14 protein-coding genes are annotated in these 18,457 nt (G+C 40.7%); 1 reads left to right on the top strand and 13 read right to left on the bottom strand.

All coding sequences use genetic code 11. The features are described 5' to 3' along the window. Window positions 1–15 precede the first annotated feature (15 nt). From BUC20_RS15735 to BUC20_RS15690, 10 genes are all read right to left on the bottom strand, one after another. Entirely contained in the window at window positions 16–1,074 is a 1,059-nt protein-coding gene (locus BUC20_RS15735; protein ID WP_073232049.1) for a COX15/CtaA family protein, read from the bottom strand. A gap of 85 nt (window positions 1,075–1,159) precedes the next feature. Continuing rightward, entirely contained in the window at window positions 1,160–3,046 is a 1,887-nt protein-coding gene (locus BUC20_RS15730; protein WP_200800966.1) for a cytochrome c oxidase subunit I, read from the bottom strand. A 20-nt stretch (window positions 3,047–3,066) separates the two neighbouring features. Continuing rightward, a complete protein-coding gene (locus BUC20_RS15725; RefSeq protein ID WP_073232047.1) occupies window positions 3,067–4,311 on the bottom strand; it encodes a cytochrome c oxidase subunit II in 1,245 nt (414 codons plus the stop codon). A gap of 68 nt (window positions 4,312–4,379) precedes the next feature. Then, the gene (locus BUC20_RS15720) at window positions 4,380–5,594 is read right to left on the bottom strand and encodes a quinol:cytochrome C oxidoreductase (RefSeq protein ID WP_073232046.1); all 1,215 of its coding nucleotides are present in this window, start codon (window positions 5,592–5,594) and stop codon (window positions 4,380–4,382) included. A 14-nt stretch (window positions 5,595–5,608) separates the two neighbouring features. Then, window positions 5,609–6,193 carry a c-type cytochrome gene (locus tag BUC20_RS15715; protein WP_234994529.1) on the bottom strand — a complete coding sequence of 195 codons (585 nt, stop codon included), beginning with the start codon at window positions 6,191–6,193 and terminating at the stop codon, window positions 5,609–5,611. Further along, the gene (locus BUC20_RS15710) at window positions 6,186–6,722 is read right to left on the bottom strand and encodes a DUF3341 domain-containing protein (RefSeq protein WP_073232044.1); all 537 of its coding nucleotides are present in this window, start codon (window positions 6,720–6,722) and stop codon (window positions 6,186–6,188) included. Before BUC20_RS15710 ends, BUC20_RS15715 begins: the two co-directional genes overlap by 8 nt. A gap of 2 nt (window positions 6,723–6,724) precedes the next feature. Continuing rightward, window positions 6,725–8,197 carry an NrfD/PsrC family molybdoenzyme membrane anchor subunit gene (gene nrfD, locus BUC20_RS15705; RefSeq protein WP_073232043.1) on the bottom strand — a complete coding sequence of 491 codons (1,473 nt, stop codon included), beginning with the start codon at window positions 8,195–8,197 and terminating at the stop codon, window positions 6,725–6,727. A 23-nt stretch (window positions 8,198–8,220) separates the two neighbouring features. Beyond that, window positions 8,221–11,298, bottom strand: coding sequence for a TAT-variant-translocated molybdopterin oxidoreductase (locus BUC20_RS15700; protein WP_073232042.1), 3,078 nt, complete (start codon window positions 11,296–11,298; stop codon window positions 8,221–8,223). A gap of 49 nt (window positions 11,299–11,347) precedes the next feature. Next, a complete protein-coding gene (locus BUC20_RS15695; protein WP_073232041.1) occupies window positions 11,348–12,646 on the bottom strand; it encodes a c-type cytochrome in 1,299 nt (432 codons plus the stop codon). A gap of 252 nt (window positions 12,647–12,898) precedes the next feature. Beyond that, window positions 12,899–13,879 (bottom strand): deoxyhypusine synthase family protein, encoded by a 981-nt coding sequence (locus BUC20_RS15690; RefSeq protein WP_069379415.1) that lies wholly within the window; start codon window positions 13,877–13,879, stop codon window positions 12,899–12,901. A gap of 201 nt (window positions 13,880–14,080) precedes the next feature. On the opposite strand from BUC20_RS15690, the gene BUC20_RS15685 reads away from it, so the two are divergent. Next, on the top strand, window positions 14,081–15,214 hold the full coding sequence (locus tag BUC20_RS15685) for a BamA/TamA family outer membrane protein (protein WP_073232040.1): 1,134 nt from the start codon (window positions 14,081–14,083) through the stop codon (window positions 15,212–15,214). On the opposite strand, the gene BUC20_RS15680 is transcribed toward BUC20_RS15685, so the two are convergent. From BUC20_RS15680 to BUC20_RS15670, 3 genes are all read right to left on the bottom strand, one after another. After that, the gene (locus tag BUC20_RS15680) at window positions 15,211–17,181 is read right to left on the bottom strand and encodes a M56 family metallopeptidase (RefSeq protein WP_073232039.1); all 1,971 of its coding nucleotides are present in this window, start codon (window positions 17,179–17,181) and stop codon (window positions 15,211–15,213) included. The two genes, BUC20_RS15685 and BUC20_RS15680, sit on opposite strands and share 4 nt — an antisense overlap. Beyond that, window positions 17,181–17,546, bottom strand: a complete 366-nt coding sequence (locus tag BUC20_RS15675; protein ID WP_073232038.1) for a BlaI/MecI/CopY family transcriptional regulator — start codon at window positions 17,544–17,546, stop codon at window positions 17,181–17,183. Before BUC20_RS15675 ends, BUC20_RS15680 begins: the two co-directional genes overlap by 1 nt. Window positions 17,547–17,642: 96 nt before the next feature. After that, window positions 17,643–18,425, bottom strand: a complete 783-nt coding sequence (locus tag BUC20_RS15670; RefSeq protein WP_073232037.1) for an O-methyltransferase — start codon at window positions 18,423–18,425, stop codon at window positions 17,643–17,645. Window positions 18,426–18,457 lie beyond the last annotated feature (32 nt).

Raw genomic sequence — 18,457 nt, 5'->3', positions numbered from 1 at the left:
TATATATAATTAATACTACTGATTGTAAGTGTCTGTTCTGTACACCAACAGGTACAGGTAATACTGTAAGGTAAATAATACCGTAGAGAACAATATGTGTAATGCCTGTGCATATGGAGGCAGTGCAAAGTTAGATAATAATAAGCCTGTTAAGAGCTGAATGATCAAAACTATGGCAATTGCATTACCAACTCTTAAAGCTGTTGCTTTTCCATTGAACTTGTCTTTTACGATCTTATAAATTACCAGGTTGATGATCAGTACCAATACGGCTACATCCCGGTGATAAGAAAAGGTTGCACCTACTTTACTCACCCAACTGCCCCTGTCATTATACATCATTCCTTTTGCAATCGCATCTATAGCTTCCCTTACTTCTGTACCCAACACAATCTGAAGCGTACTGAATGCTACAGAAACCAATGCCAATACCTTCAGCCAGACAATATTCGACATGATCACAGTCGTCTCTTTCTGCATCTGTATGGCATAGTTATAAGTATACACCAGAATAGCCAGAATTACGAGTGCCAGCAACATGTGTACCGTTACAATCCAGGGCATCAGGTTTGTGGAGACCACAATAGAACCCAACCAGGCCTGGAAACCAACAATGATCACATTCAGGATACTCAACACCAAAATTCTTTTTGCGGCCTTACGATAAGCAAAAGCATAAACAACCAGACCCAATAACAAAAACCCTGTGATTGCTCCCATTAAACGGTTCAAATACTCCGTCCATGTTTTCGCCACATTAAAAGGTTCATGTGTTAAGATCGATTCATCATGTCTGATGCTGTCTGCAAGGTGTGCCTTTCCCATTTTTTCCAGCGTCTTTGCAAAACGTTCATTTTTCGCAAGTCGTTCCGCGACATACTTTTCTTTATAGTCTGCGGGCAACTGTGATGCTGACGTTGGTGGAATATACTGATCGAAACATTTCGGCCAATCCGGACAGCCCATGCCTGAACCAGTACTACGTACGATTCCCCCTGCCAGAATCAGCAATAAGGTGACAATGATGGTGATGAGGTTTAGCCTGATAAATCTCTTTTCAGATTTAGGAACCATGGTGTGTGTTTAAGAAAAATGGGGCATCTGTTGTAAGTATTTACCTACTGCAGATACCCCATTGTGTATTTTAGAATACGATGTATTAGTCTAACTTTTCTGTTGCAGGAACGTTTTTAGCTTCCCACTCTCTTTGTATACGCTCAGATTCAGTGTTACCTTCAAAATCATGAGGCATGTTTGAAGACATGGTCTGAGAGAAAGGTACCGTCTGAGGAATGAAATCCGCTTCCGAACCTGGTTTGCTATAATCATATGGCCAACGGTATACTGTTGGGATTTCTCCCGGCCAGTTACCATGTAAATGTTCTACTGGTGTAGTCCACTCTAAAGTATTGGCTTCCCAAGGATTCTGAGGAGCTTTTTTACCTTTAAAGATGTTATAGAAGAAGTTCCATAAGAAAGCTACCTGTGCCAATGCACCGATAATTGCTGCCCAGGTAACAAATACGTTCACTGTTAACCATTTCTGCATAAACTCAAACTCAGTGAATGCATAGTAACGACGAGGTACACCATCTAAACCTAAGAAGTGAAGCGGGAAGAATACCAGGTAAGCAGAGATAAAGGTCAACCAGAAGTGAAGGTATCCCAGTTTGCTGTTCATCATTCTACCGAACATTTTAGGGTACCAGTGATATACACCTGCAAGCATACCAAAGATCGCAGCAGAACCCATTACTAAGTGGAAGTGGGCAACAACGAAATAAGTATCATGTAAGTTGATATCCAGGGAAGCATTACCTAAGAAGATACCGGTCAAACCACCAGAGATGAAGAAAGATACCAAACCGATTGCGAATAACATCGCAGGCGTAAATTTGATATTACCTCTCCATAAAGTAGCCAGATAGTTGAAAGTCTTAACCGCTGAAGGAACAGCAATAATCAATGTGGTGATCATAAATACCCCACCCAATAACGGGTTCATACCCGTCACAAACATGTGGTGACCCCAAACGATAAATGACAATACGGTAATACCGATCAATGAATAAATCATCGCATGGTAACCAAAGATCGGTTTTCTTGAGTTTACTGAAATGACCTCAGAAGAGATACCCAAAGCCGGCATAATTACAATATATACCTCCGGGTGACCAAGGAACCAGAATAAATGTTGCCACAGGATTGGGGAACCACCTTCGTTAGGCAATACCTGAGTACCCATAACAATATCAGAAAGGTAGAAACTTGTTCCGAAACTACGGTCAAAGATTAAGAGTACCACCCCCGCAACAAGTACAGGGAAAGATAAGATACCTAAGATGGCGGTTAAGAAGAACGCCCAGATCGTCAATGGCATTTTCCAAAGATCCATTCCTTTAGTACGCATGTTCAATACTGTACTCACATAGTTGATACCACCCATTAAAGAGGAAGCAACAAACATGATCATACTGATCAACCATAAAGTCATACCTAATGCAGAACCTTTAATCGCAGTTGGTAAAGCAGATAACGGAGGATATACTGTCCATCCCGCACTTGCCGGACCTGTCTGGATAAAGAAAGAGCTCATCATAATCACACAGGCTCCAAAGAAGAACCAGTAAGATAACATGTTCAGGAATGGCGACGCCATATCCCTTGCTCCGATCTGAAGAGGAATTAATAAGTTACTGAAAGTACCACTCAGACCAGCTGTCAATACAAAGAATACCATGATGGTACCATGTATCGTTACCAGTGCCAGATAGAAATCAGGTTTGATTCTTCCGCCTTCTGCCCATGTTCCAAGGAATGTTTCCAGGATAGGGAAGTTTGTATCCGGCCAGGCCAGTTGCAAACGAAATAGGATAGACAAGCCCATCGCAATAACAGCCATAATAATACCTGTTATCAGGAACTGCTTAGCGATCATTTTGTGATCCTGACTAAAGACATACTTCGTTAAGAAGGTCTCTTTGTGATGCCCATGATCATCATGGCTATCGTGGTTATGTGTATCGTGTAATGATATAGTTGACATAATGTGCTATTCCAGTATTATTATTTTTTTAAAGCTAATTGATTTGTTTTAACTGCAGAAGTATCTTTTGCTACGCTATCTGCTGGTTTAGCTGCAGCTGGTGCCGGTGCTGCAGTTACAGGCAGGTTAAATTCTTTTCTCAAATCGTCAGTTAAATAAGTTCCTTGCTTTTTAACCCAAGCCTCATACTCTGCTTGTGAAACAACCCTTACTTCTTTCTGCATCTTGTAGTGACCTTCACCACAAATCTTAGCACATAAGAATAAGTAAGCAAACTTAGGATCATTGGTTTTCGCTTTCATCTCTTCAGTAGTGATGGTTGGCGTAAACTCAAAGTACGAAGTCATACCTGGTACCGTATTCAATTGAATCCTGAAGTGTGGCATGTAGAAACTATGTAATACATCTTTACTTGTCAAAATCAAACGAACCGGTTTGTTCACAGGAATTACCATCTCATCAGCAGTCTGGTCATCTAAAGTGTTTTTGTCTTTAAAATCAATACCCAACTGGTTAACTCCATTGATCAGCTTGTAATTCTTTACCCCTACAATACCATCAGCTCCCGGATAACGGATCGCCCATGAAAACTGAGATGAAGTGATCTCAATACTTAAAGGCTTGTTATTAGGATCTTCGATCTTGTAGAAAATTGATCTCCAGGTAAGGAAACCCATTAATACCAATACGGTTAGAACCAATGCCGGAACAATTGTCCAGATACGCTCTAAAGCATTATTATGTGGATAGTAATACGCTTTTCTTTTTCCGGTGTTTTTATAGAAATAAGCAAAAGCAAAAAGGATGATATGCGTCGCGATAAACACGATAGTCGTAATGATCAACGTGATGTTAAACATCTGGTCAATTTTCTTACCATGCTCTGATGCTGCTTCCGGAAGGATCATCTTTCCATGAACCGTATATTCCCAATATACTCCGTATAAACCTACAATAAGGAATAATGCGAACAATACGCCGTTTACCGTATTCCAGTTGATGCCTTTCGGTTTGTCTTGAGCCTCACGGGTCAATTCATATACCTTTAATGCTTTTCCAATGATTGCTATGAATAAGCAAAGCAGTAGAAATGCCATGGTATAAAATATAACCGTTTTATAAACCGGACCCATATCAACAGGTTTGGCGACGGTTTCAGCGGCAGCGCCGGCAGCCTGTGCAAATGCGCTATTGCTTGCAAATGCAGTTAGAATCACTGCTAGTGCCGCTATTGTTTTGTTACTTATAAATTTTCTTAAACTCATTTCCTTAAAAGTAGTAACGCTGTACTTCTATTATACTATTATTTTATTTACTGTATTAAGATCACCTATTACAAGTGATGATTCAAACTTTCCTGTAAGAACGGGTGGTTCTTGGCGATCAAAGGTTGTTTACTTAATGCTCTTAAAACGGTAAAGGTAAACAATCCTACAAAACCTACGGCTGTTCCGATCTCAATAATACCAAATGCATGGTGTTCTTCGACCGTTCCAGGCATAATCATTTGGTAATAATCAACCCAGTGACCACACAATACGATGATACACACCGTCAGCATGATGTTTTCCTGTCTTTTATTGTCTCTGTCCATTAATAACAATACCGGAGCTAAGAAATTCAGGATTAAGTTAAGGTAGAACCAAAATTCGTAATGATCGAACCTTTTGTAGAAGTATACAGTCTCTTCCGGCATGTTTGCATAGTAGATCAGCATAAACTGAGCGAACCATACATAAGTCCAGAAAATAGAGAAACCGAAGATAAACTGTCCAAGGTTGTGTAAGTGACTATTGTTCACCCAGCTCATGTAACCTGCTTTTCTCAACAGGATGATGATGATGGCAATCGTTGCTAAACTGCTTACCCACATGGCGGCGAAGTTATACCAGCCGAACATGGTAGAGAACCAGTGTGCCTCTAACGACATGATCGTATCAAAAGCAAAGATTGGTGTAGTGAAACCATAGATAACTAAAAATATACAAGAGTATTTAAAGCTTTTTCTGTAAGAGTTTAATCCTCCTGTCAAATCCTCATTTGTCGATAACTTCGCAAGAAGAACGGCAAAAATACAATAAACACCTAAGAAGATCACCTGACGTGCCATAAAGAAAGGTACGTTCAAAAAGGCTGACTTTCCGTCGATTAATTTATCATAGTTAGGACTGTTTACATCCGTTAAACCCGGAGCATTCCAGTGATGATATAAGTTGTGTGTATACAAACCTAAAGCCATTACCGCGATCAGAATAACCACCGCAATAGGTAATGTTTTGGCCATAGCCTGAGGTACACGTAGTATAGAAGCAGACCATCCTGCCTGTGCTACAAATTGAACAGCAAGAAAGAATGCACCTGACATGCAAACACATGCGAAGTAATAAGCCATCAGTAACAGGTTGGCAAAAGTACGCTCATGAAGCTCCTTAGCCGTAAAGCCATAACCTATAGCTAATACCCCAATGGCAATAGCAACAATGCTTAAGGTCTTTGCTTTACCTGTAAACTCAAACTGCTCAGTTAAATTATAATTGTGAGTTCCCATTTATTTGTGCTTTTCTATTGTATTTTTTGTAATTGTTGAACATACATCACTACTTTCCATCTCTCTTCAGGAGACAGTTGTGAAGCATGTGAACCCATGTTGTTTAGACCATACATAATGGTATGGTAAATTTTTCCTGCGCTCAGGTCTTTCATGTTACCACCACGTGATGAAGTTGCATCGCCATGGTAAGAAGGAATACCACTCACCTTTTCGATTTTTACAAGGTGACCTTGTCCGTCGCCTTTTTCTCCATGACATGGAGCACAAAATACAGTGAAGTAATGCTTTCCTGAAATCAGGTTCTGCTCATTCGCAGCAAGCGGATTTACTAAAGCTGCACCTGCTGCTTCATAACCTTCCTTAGTATTCGGATAATCATATTTATCGAATCCTACCGGAGCGGTATGAGCCGGTGGCGTTTGTGCCGTTGCTCCGTTCTTAAAGTTCTTGTTTGGCTGATCCGGGTTATAAGCAATCGGATCATACATGTTCCTTGCATATTCTAAACCTGTACTCTGCTTATCCTTACATGCTGAAAATATTACAGCACTGGCAAGAATACAAAATGAGGCTAAAACTACTTTATTCTTATTCATAGCTAATGTACTTCCTTTCATTGTGCTTAATTTCTAGAGCACCTGCATCTTTTAATAAACCATCTATCTTACTATGTTCTGCATTTTCTTTTGCATCAATAGCGATAATAAACCTGTCGTCTGTTGCCCTTAAGTCCATCACTCTTGGTGCTCTTCCAGGGAATAAATGTGTAGAAGCATAATAGGCACCTACCAAACTGAATGCACAGAAAAGGATCGTCACCTCAAACATAATCGGAATAAAATCCGGAAGTGCTAAAGCTGGTTTACCACCAATATTATGTTTCCAATCTACTACCGAAGTAAGGTAGATCAGTGCAAATGCAGACATGGTTCCTGTAATCCCGCAAAAGAAAGCGAGAATATCTAACCTGGATCTTTTGACCCCTAATTTAGCTTCGATGCCGTGAATAGGCATTGGTGTATAAACATCATGTATCTTAATGTTATTTTCCTGTAACTTTTCGATGCCGTGCATCATTTCGTCAGGATCACCAAAACTGCCTAAAATATATTTGATATTACTCATTGTTATATTTTTGCGTATTCTTCTTGTTTAACACTATCAAATTTCTCCAGAGACTCTACGTATTCCGCAACTTGCTCCTTATCTAAATGACCTTCTTTAATCTGCTCCATTTTAGATTGCTCACTCGCACTCTTCAGTAATAGTTTCACCTCAGCAATCGCGATTGAAGGTAATACCCTTAAGAATAAAAGGAACAAAGTAAAGAACACTCCGATAGATCCTACAAAGACACCTACGTCTACCCATGTCGGATAGAACATCGCCCAGCTTGAAGGAATATAATCACGGTGTAATGAAGTCACGATAATTACGAAACGCTCGAACCACATACCAATGTTCACAACGATAGACAGAATCCAGGTTGCAGGAATGTTCGTACGGATCTTTTTGAACCAAAGTAACTGAGGAGAGATTACGTTACACGTCATCATCATCCAGTATGCCCACCAGTATGGACCGGTTGAACGGTTAATGAAAGCGTATTGTTCGTATTCTGAACCTGAGTACCAGGCAATGAAAAACTCAGTGATATAAGCCACACCTACAATAGATCCCGTTAGAATGATAATTTTATTCATCGATTCAATGTGGAACATGGTGATGTAGTTTTCAAGACCTAATACTTTACGTGCTACCAGTAATAAGGTTAACACCATCGCAAATCCTGAGAAGATCGCCCCTGCTACGAAGTATGGAGGGAAGATCGTGGTATGCCATCCCGGAATTACCGAGGTTGCAAAGTCCATCGATACAATCGTGTGTACCGAAAGTACCAGTGGTGTAGAGATACCTGCAAGAATTAAGGACACTGCCTCAAAACGTTGCCAGGTCTTTACGTTACCAGACCATCCGAAAGAGAAGATAGAGTAAATCTTACGTCTTAAACCTGTTGCACGGTCACGGATTGTCGCGATATCAGGTAGTAAACCTGTATACCAGAACAATAGTGATACCGAGAAGTAAGTAGAGATCGCAAACATATCCCAAACTAAGGGAGAGTTAAAGTTCACCCATAATGATCCGAATTGATTCGGTAATGGAAGTACCCAGTAAGCCAGCCATGGTCTACCCATGTGGGATACTACATACGTAGCCGCACAGATTACCGCGAAGATCGTCATCGCCTCTGCTGAACGGTTAATTGAATTCCTCCAGTTCTGACGGAAGAGTAACAGTACCGCAGAGATTAGTGTTCCAGCGTGACCGATACCTACCCACCAAACGAATCCGGTGATGTCCCATGCCCATCCTACTGTTTTATTTAATCCCCAGGCACCTATACCAAACCAGAAGGTATACCCTACAGAAACCAACCAAAGTGTGGCTCCGCAAAGTGCTAGTATAAATCCTATCCACCATGCCTTATTAGGCTTGTTCTCAACTGGCATTAAAATATCATCCGTAATTTTTGCATACGTGATATCATTGCCGGTGATTAATGGTTCTCTTAATATTGATTCCTTATGTCCTGACATAATTTATTTTCTTTAATATCAGCTTACGCTTGTACTGTTGTATCTGTGTTTCTAATTTTTGTCATATAACCTATACCCGGTTGTACGTTGATCTCTTCCAAAACATAGTAAATACGCTCACTACGTAATGCTTTAGATACTTCCGATTCAGGATCATTAGCGTCACCAAAAATGATGGCATTTGCAGAACATGCTTCCTGACAAGCCATTTTGATATCTCCGTCTTTTAATGGACGTTTCTCAATTTTAGCTTTTAATTTACCGCCCTGGATACGTTGGATACACATCGAACATTTCTCCATTACCCCTCTTGAACGTGTAGTTACATCAGGGTTAAGTACCAGCTGAGTAAATTCGTTGTTCAGGTAGTTATCGAAACGGGAATCATTCCAGTAGTTAAACCAGTTGAAACGACGCACTTTATACGGACAGTTATTCGCGCAGTAACGGGTACCTACACAACGGTTATAAGCCATATGGTTCAAACCATCAGATGAGTGTACTGTTGCCAATACCGGACAAACGGTTTCACAAGGAGCGTGATCGCAATGTTGACAAAGCATCGGCTGGTGAACAACAGATACGTTATCAAGGTTGTCTAAATGAGCAATTTCTTTCTCTTTAGTCACCGCATTGATGCCGGTACCATGTGCGCCATGAGCTGCTTTCTCACCATGAGCTTCACCCTCTACATTAAAGCTGTAGTAACGGTCGATACGGATCCAGTGCATCTCTCTGCGCTTACGAACCTCGTCCTTACCTACAACAGGAATGTTATTCTCTACGTTACAGGCAACAATACAAGAACCACAACCAGTACAAGCGTTCAGATCGATCGCCATTACCCAGTTGTTACCTGGTTTCTCATATTTATCCCACATATCGTAGGTTTTATGCTTAGCATGGTCATTACCTGAACCAGCTGCAGGATTCTTTTTGTATTCCGCAAAAGTAGCTTCACGAATGATGTTTCTACCTTCGAAAGAGTGGTGCGTTTGTGTTTGCGCCAGTTCTTCTCTGCGACCAGTTCCTGTTAACTGAACCGTTGTAGCATATTTAGAAGTACCATTGCTAAAGCTGACAAAAGGGAAAGCGTTTTGACCAACGTTATTTCCGGCTTTACCAACTTTAGTACGTCCATATCCTAAAGCGATCGAAGCAGTTCCCTGAGCTTGTCCCGGTTGAATCAACACAGGTAAGTCAACAGTATAGCCGTTTGCCGCTTTCACAGATACGATATCGAATTCTTTATAACCTAATTTCTCAGCGAATTTAGGCGCGATAGCGATGTAATTGTCCCAGGTTACTTTCGAAACCGGATCAGGCAATTCCTGTAAAAATGCGTTGTTTGCATGTTTACCATCACGCATCGGTACACTTTCGTAAACCTGTAACTCGATGTCTTTCGCTAAAGATTTGCTGTTATTTAAAATGGTAGGAATTACCGCTGCCAATGACAAGCTGAAGTTATACGCTCCTGCTGGTTTCTCTGCTACCGTAAACACACCTGTTTGCAACACTTCTTTCCAGTTCTTTCCAAATAATGGAAGGATACTTTTTTCCCAGTTGTTGCGTACATACTGATAGTAATCTTTAACCGCGTTATCAGACCAGATCAATAAACTCTCTTCTGCCTGACGGGTATTGAATACCGGGTTGATGGTTGGCTGTACGATAGAGTAAGAACCTTCGTAAGCATTGGCATCACCCCATGACTCTAAGTAGTTATGGTTAACCGCAATCACATCACACAAAGTAGAAGTCTCATCCTTACGGTCAGAGAAAGATACTTTTAATGGAACTTTTGCCAAACCATCAGCGAATGCTTTTGCATTTGCCACATCATAACCAGGGTTGGTATCCAAGAAGAATACTGCTGCAACTTCTCCCCTGCTCATTTCATTGATGAACTCAGCAAATTCTGCATCATTACCTGCGTAACGTTTGCATGGATTGTCTAAGTCAATCGTTGTGCCGTAGCTGCCAATTGCAGAGTTGATCGCATTTACCAGAATCTGAGTAGATACATCATTTGATCCTGAAACAACTACTGCTTTTCCTTTATTCTGAGCCAGCTCTTTCGCTACCAGCTTAATTGCTTTATCAGCAGTTACGTTATTAGGTAAAGCGCCACCAGCTAAGTTATTTCCGGTAATGGTATTATATAAGGTAATTAATGCAGGTCCCTCTTCTGATAATTTTACAGGAACACGCGTATCTGCGTTAGTACCTGTTAAACTCATCCCAGCTTCGAACTGGAAGTGACGTGACATTTTACCAGCCTTTAATGACTTGTGATTTCTGTTCGCAATGTACTGGGCAGTAAATTCTTCACCGCTGATCCAGGTACCTAAAAAGTCTGCACCGAAACTTACGATCAGGTCAGCTTTATCAAATCTGTATTTAGGAACTACTGCTTTACCAAAACTATTTTCATTCGCCTTGATAATCCCAGTATAAGAAACTGCATCATATTGTACATGCTTGGTATTAGGATAAGCAGTAGCGAAGTCAGCAATTACATTTTTTGTAGAAGGACTGTTTACAGTAGAGGAAACCACACGGATTTTCTTTCCTGAAGCCTGAGCCTTGTTTAGCTCTCCTTTTACAAACTCATCAATCTTAGCCCATGTTGCTTTCTCATCATCCTTTAATACAGGACCCTGTAATTTAGAAACATCATAAAGATCTAAAACCGAAGCTTGTGCCTGTGAATCTGTACCGCAGTTGAATTCTCCTGCATTAGGATTCGCATCAATTTTAATAGGACGTCCCTCTCTGGTTTTCACCAAAATACTCTGACCATTAAAACTTGAAACATAGTAGTTAGGGATACCCGGAACTACATCCTCAGGTTTAATGACATAAGGAATTGATTTATGAACCGGAGCTGTCTGACAAGCTGCAAGCGTTACCGCTCCCAGGCCGAAGCCTAAAGCTTTTAAAAAGTCACGGCGCGGGGTTACCGTACTCAACCCTGCTTCATTTAAAACATCTTCTATTGGAAGGGGCTCAGCAAATTCGTTTTTGTTGTTTTCAACAAAATCGGGAGTGTTTTTATACTCCTCTAAGCCTTTCCAGTATTTTTTATTGCTTTCCATTTAAGCTATATTACTGTTTATCGAACGTTCTTTTATTAAACTCTACTAATTAATAGTGGCACTTACCACACTCTAAACCACCCAATAATGCTGGTGTGATTTTCTCACCTTTTTTGATCTTCTCGTGAGCTGCAATGACTTTAGCATAGAATGCATTGTCTTTACCTGAAACCTCAGCGTCTTTATGGCAATTGATACACCATTTCATCGTTAGCGGAGAGAACTGATAGATTTCTTCCATCGTATCAACCGGACCATGACATGCGAAACATACCGGCTCGTTAGGTTTTAAACCTTTTTCTTTTCTGATCGCCTGCTCACCTACGACTACGTGTTGAGAGTGGTTGAAGTAAGCAAAGTCAGGAAGGTTGTGTACACGTACCCACTCTACTGGTTTCTCTTTGGTCTTGTCATAAGTCAAGGTTGCAGGATCATAACCAATTGCAGTGTAGATTTTCTGAATCTCAGGAGAGATCTCGCCATTGTATTTTTCAGTCGCCTGTACCGATTTGTGACAGTTCATACAAACGTTCACAGATGGGATCGTTGAATTTTTAGACTTGAATGCACCAGCATGACAATACTGACAGTCAATTTTATTTGTACCAGCGTGCAACTCGTGAGAGAATTTAATCGGCTGTACCGGTTGGTAACCAGTGTGTACACCTGTATTCCACATGCCCATCCATCCGAATGAACCTAAGCTCACTACTAAACATAGAATGAAGAAGAATACAAATTTCTTGTTTTTGAATAATCTGCGAACGCCTGTTGCAAGAGAAACGTTTTCTTCTTCCGCAAGGACAACACCTTGTTTCTGTAGAATCAGACGCTCTAACATTTTAATGGCACGTCCCAGTATAACCAATACCGCAATCGATATTAATATAATAGCAACGATACCGGCGATAGAAAAATCAGACACACCTGTTGAAGCAGCTTCTCCAGTACCTTCACCAGCTACAGCTTCTTTTTTAGGCTCGCCTGCTTTTGCATACGCGATTACATTTTTAATCTGATCGTCCGTCAACTGAGGGAACGTAGTCATCTCCGATGGAGAAAACTTTGCAGCTTCGATCGCCTGCTTGTCGCCGGCATCTACTAAAGCTTTCCAGTTCCTAACCCATTTGATGGTAAATGCTTCATCCAGCTCGTTAACTTTAGCAGTTAAAGCCGGACCCGTACTGTTACGGTCTAATTGGTGACAAGAAGAACATTTATCTTTAAATATTTTTCTTCCCTCCACTACATCTTGCGCTTGTGTTGCAGAAACGATTAAAACAGATAGGGCCGTTAACATGACTGTTGACTTCCAAACTCTTCTAATGATCAATGAGATATCCCTCATAATGAGTATTTTATGCTATTTTTTAAAAAACTTGTAAACCGCATTTGATGTTCGAACTTAGGTTCTTCACCAAAACGTCCACAAAAGTAAAATTTATTAACTTACCAATGACAAATAAATGACAGTAAATACAATTTATAATCAATCTAAATAGTTCGTTTTTGGGGCTTTAAACGAGGAAAATCAGCAATTTTTAAAAAATTGCTGATTCCCGATAGCCAAGCTCACATTGGCAATATTTGTAAATTCAATTTACATTTTTAATATCCATGAAAAGATCAGTGGAGCAACGATTGTCGCATCTGATTCCACGATGAACTTAGGCGTGTTGATATCCAGTTTACCCCAGGTGATTTTTTCATTAGGCACTGCTCCGGAATAAGAACCGTAAGAAGTAGTAGAATCGGAGATCTGGCAGAAATAGCTCCAGAATGGAATATTCTCCATTTCCATATCCTGATAAAGCATTGGAACCACACAGATCGGGAAGTCACCGGCAATACCTCCACCAATCTGGAAGAATCCGATTCCTTTGCCTGAACTGTTCTTAATGTACCAGTCTGCTAAATAACCCATATACTCAATTCCACCTTTCATTGTGGTTGCAGTCAATTCAGACTTCATCACATAAGATGCGAAAATATTACCCATCGTAGAGTCTTCCCATCCTGGTACTACAATCGGAAGATTTTTCTCTGCCGCTGCAAGCATCCATGAATTTTTAGGATCAATCTCATAGTATTGCTCTAAATCTCCACTCAATAACATCTTATACATAAACTCATGCGGAAAATAACGCTCACCAGCTTTTTCTGCATCTGTCCAGATTTTATGAATGTGTTTTTGCAATCTGCGGAAAGCCTCTTCTTCGGGAATACAAGTATCGGTAACCCTGTTATAATGGTTCTCCAAAAGATCCCACTCGTCCTGAGGACTCAGGTCACGGTAGTTAGGTACTCTTTTATAGTGTGAATGCGCAACAAGGTTCATGATATCTTCCTCCAGGTTGGCACCGGTACAGGAAATGATCGAAACTTTATCCTGACGGATCATTTCGGCTAAGGAGATTCCCAGCTCTGCAGTACTCATCGCACCTGCAAGGGTAATCATCATCTTACCACCTTCATCTAAATGTGTTTCATATCCTTTAGCCGCATCCATCATAGCTGCCGCATTAAAATGGAGATAATGTTTCTCCATGAATTGCGAGATAGGTCCTCTTGTTGTACTCATCTTTGATTAAATTTTGTTGTTGCCGCAAAAATAGGCAAATAATCGTAAAGGACTAATCATAACAGCCGAACTGTTACCAAAAAGAATCTTTGCGCTAAAAACAATTCTTTAAAAATAAATCCGTTAGGAATAACTGGCCTCAATCTTGCTAATGGATCGCGGATATCAGAATAATTTAAATCTTTATACTATTTTAGGCCAATGAAGAAAATTTCGCTTTGCATCACTATACTTATTATTACTGCCGCAGACGTATCAGCGCAAAAGAAATTTATCAAAAGATACTTATCAGATAAAACAGACAGTTCCCGCAGGGCGAGTTTCATGCCTGTTCCTATATTTCGCTACTCTCAGGAAATCGGTGCCGAGTTTGGGCTGGGTGCACTCTATTCTACTTATGTAGACAGAAAAGACAGTACCAACCGCAGCTCTAACTTTTCCGGAGTAGCCACCATATCTACCAAAGGCCAATACAACTTCTCTTTAAAGAGCGACATCTGGACTAAAGGAAATGAATATCACCTGATCTCTGAGTTCAGGTTCAAAAGAATGCCCTTCAACTTTTATGGCCTGGGCAACGAAACCCTCGAAGCCAATTCCGATCGTTTGATCCAACGTCAGTCGAGGATCATGTTTGAAGCAGAAAAAAGATTATTACCACATGCCTATACAGGTTTATCCATCGGTTACGAAAACTATAACTATAAAGATGAAGTTGCAGGAGGAATATTCACAACGGATCAGACACTGATCCATAAAGGCGGTGGCAATGTCGCTTATATTGGAATTTCTCAAAGTTACGATACCAGAAACTCCAACAACTACCCTACTAAAGGATTCCTGGGCCGCGTCACCTATCAATATGCACCAGACTTCTGGGGAGGCGAAAGTTTTACAGGAAGTGTCATCAAAGCGAATGTCCGGAATTTCTGGCCACTCTCTAAAAAATTCGTGCTTGGTGTAAACGCTTTATTCCATAGCGTACAGGGAAAGAATACCCCATTCTACCTCTTACCTCAAATGGGTAACGATGAAATGATGAGAGGCTATTATACCGGGCGCTACCGCGATAGAAACCTTTTGGCAGGACAGGCAGAATTACGATACCGTTACAACAACCGCTTCGGGGCAGTCGTCTTTGCCGGAACCGGACAGGTTTTTGACAATGGTGATTTCTCTATGAAAAGCTTCAAACCATCTTTCGGAGCAGGGGGAAGATATTTCTTCGATCCCGAAAAAGGACTTAGCGTCCGTATGGATTATGCCGTTGGGGAAAAGAGAACAAATGAAAAACGCCAGAGCGGATTTTACATCACCCTGGCAGAAGCATTTTAAAACATAGCCTTAGCATCTGCAACTTCAAACTGGCCTGTCTTCAGGTCAAAAGACCAATTGCCTCTTTTAGGGCTTGCGCCAACCGACGAACGGATCATTGCATGACTTGCAATACCTGTAGATTCCTTTGCATTGATGAAAATCTTATCTGCCTCAATGTTCATGTTTTCATAACTGAGCTTCGCATTCCCATAAAGATAAACCAACCCTCCCTTCTTATCTACTTTGGTAGAATCCTGGGCGGAATAAGTGATCTTGCCATGGGTTTGAGAAACCGGCTCATAAAACTTTCGGAAGAGCTTTTCATTCTTAACACCATATTCCCTGATGTTTTTGGAAATCGCAACCCAATCATTAATCAAATAAGATTTAGCGCCGGATTTAACTTCATGCACAAATCTTAATCTCACCGCATCCCCATTTGTAAACTTTGCTAAAGCCGCTAAACCAACCTGTGTTTCATCGAAGTTTACCATAAACGTATAACCATTCGCAACAACAGTCAGCACGACCTTGCCTCCTCCTTTTTCTACGATTTTAGTGATATGCCCATCGGTGAACCTAACCCTGTTTGCTTCATATAAAAAAGGATAAACCTCCTCCCCTGCTCTTTTGGTTTGATAAATAACCTTTCCATCCCTTTCAATATCGAAAGCAGTTAAAGACAAGTATGGATCTTTCTTATTCATCCCTACTCCGGAAACCTTAAAGCTGATTACATCATTGACATGAAGCAAGCCCTTCGTTGGCTCCCCACCATAACCAATATCCAACACATAAGTCTCCTTATCAAACTCAAACAAATACCGTTGTCCCCTGAGGCCATTGCCATCTGAATAGACACCCTTTAAAACTCCGCTGACTGACCTTTCCAACAATTTATCTGCCCTGGATCGTCTAAGTTTAAATTCTGCTGTTTTCTGCCAGTCCGTAAATTCCTTCCTGCCTTTAAGCATAGCCTTGCTCATTTTTATTTTTTGTTGGTAGCGGACCGTACTGTCACTCGCCTGCTCTTTCTTTTTAAAAGCCAAAACATTTTCCTTCTGATCCACAACTTTATCAATACGCTTTATGGAAAAACTCCAAAGCAAAACAGCCAGCAGCGGTAGTCCCGCCAAATACATTAACTTTTTCATACGATTTGAGGGTTTAGTGAATATCATTTTAATTCTTTCCTTGACCGGAATCAGGGCGAAACCATGTGTCAGCGCTGGAGTTCTTTTCTTCAGCGCCAGTTTTAACAATAATCCTGCATACAAAGTTGTTCCAAAAGAACCGGAAGAAGCTTCCTCATCAGCTTCATACTCATGAACCAGTTCTATTGCACGCTCATATAAATAAATAACCGGATTGAACCACAACAGAATTTTGCAAACCGAGATCAGCAACTTATCAAGAGAGTGGTATTTTCTGGAATGAAGTTCCTCATGCCTGAGCAATGCCTCCACCTCTTCTCCAGAAAGACCATTGTCATTCACAAAAACACAATTGAAAAAAGAACAATTCGTAAAGCCTTCAGATTTATAGACTAATTTTAAGCGCCCAAAACGTTGGCCTGAGCTTAACATCGCTTTCAGCAGTACGGCCATCCGAACCAGAAAGGTCAACAGCATCAGCAAGGCTACAATGCAATACAAATACCATAGCAACAACTTCCAGTGATCACCGCTGAACAGATCTGGCTTCTCAGATAAGGGCAGAGCAGAAACCACTGCCGGCTTTACTTCAGAGAAACCTCCCTTAGCAACTAAAGGAATGCCCAGGGGAACCGCAACAGACTCCTTTGCAGAAACTACCCGCTCTACTTCAATCTGAATAAGGGGAACAACAAAGCTCAGCAACAAGCCCAAAAGCAGGAAATACCTGTTGCCTTTAAAAAACGTAAGTCTTCGTAAAAAGAAATGATAGCAGCCGTAAAACGCCGTCAGACAAACCGACACTTTGACCATATAAAACAGCCAGTCCATTACTTACTGTTTTTTTCTATGAGTGCTTTCAACTCTGCCACATCTGCATCACTCAGACTCTTCTCCTTCACCATAAAGGACAAAAGCGAAGCTGGCGAGTTATCAAAATAACCAGAAAACAATTTATCAAAAGTTGTCCTGGTGTACACTTCCTTGCTAATGGCAGGAAAATACTCATAAGTTTTGCCGTAGGCTTTATAGCCGAGATAGCCTTTCTTTTCCAAAAGACGGACTATAGAAGAAATCGTATTGTAAGGAGGCTTGGGTTCCTCCTCCATATCTGCAATTACATCCTTAACAAATGCTTTCTCCAGTTTCCATATCACCTGCATGACACGCTCTTCCGCTTTAGTTAATTCTTCCATAAACTAAAGGTATAACTTATTTTTCAGTTATACAACTTAAAAATAAGTTATACACCTTAAAAAACAGTTAAAGAAGCAATGCAGCGATAAAGACCTTTAAAACTTGATTTTAAAATGCTCTTTAGCCTGCCCTTTTTTGAAGTAAACCAATCCGATCCAGAAAAGATCTACTGTCACCGTTACCTCCGGATGGCTCTTGATTTCTTCCCAGGCTTCCTTCATGCCTTCACTCCAGTAAATATCATCAAAGATCAGTAAGGAACCTTCATGCACTTTAGGCAAACACCAGTTAAAGTAATTAATGGTCGCTTCTTTTCTATGGTTTCCGTCAACATACACAAAATCCAGTCTTGGCTCCTGCTCAATCACTCCTGGAAGTAAGGTATCAAAGTTCCCTACCCTCAGTTCTACATTATCCAGTTCCAGTTCCTGAAAATTCCGGTACGCAACTTTCGCCGTTTCCGGACATCCTTCAATGGTAATCACATCCGCCTCCGGACAAGCCTTAGAAAGATAAGCACTGGTAATCCCTAAACAGGTTCCCAGTTCAATGATACTTTTCGGCTGATTGTCTTTTGCCAGACGATAGATCAGCTGCGCCAGCCTTGGGTTCTTTAAGGCATTTTTAGCAATCTGTTTCACCTTTTTGCTTCTGTTCTTATTCAGGTGAGAACCGGCTCCCAGATCAGTTACAGTGATCAATGAATCGTCATTGAAAAGTTTTTTTCTTTGCAGCTCAATGCTTTTATAGTCACTTTTAGCGTTAAAGTCGTAAATTACCTCATCCGTAAGCTTATATACGAAGGGTGAGTGGGTACCATGTCTGCTTTTAGAGGTAAAGCGATGCTTCAGATAGTCACTGATGAAATTGAAAACCATAGCTACAAAAATAAGCAATCATAAGATTCTAA

This window comes from Pedobacter caeni (assembly GCF_900129215.1).
GTDB classification, from domain to species: Bacteria; Bacteroidota; Bacteroidia; order Sphingobacteriales; family Sphingobacteriaceae; genus Pedobacter; species Pedobacter caeni.
Note: the sequence above shows the minus strand (reverse complement) of the source record. Positions and strands in the feature narration are given on the sequence as shown.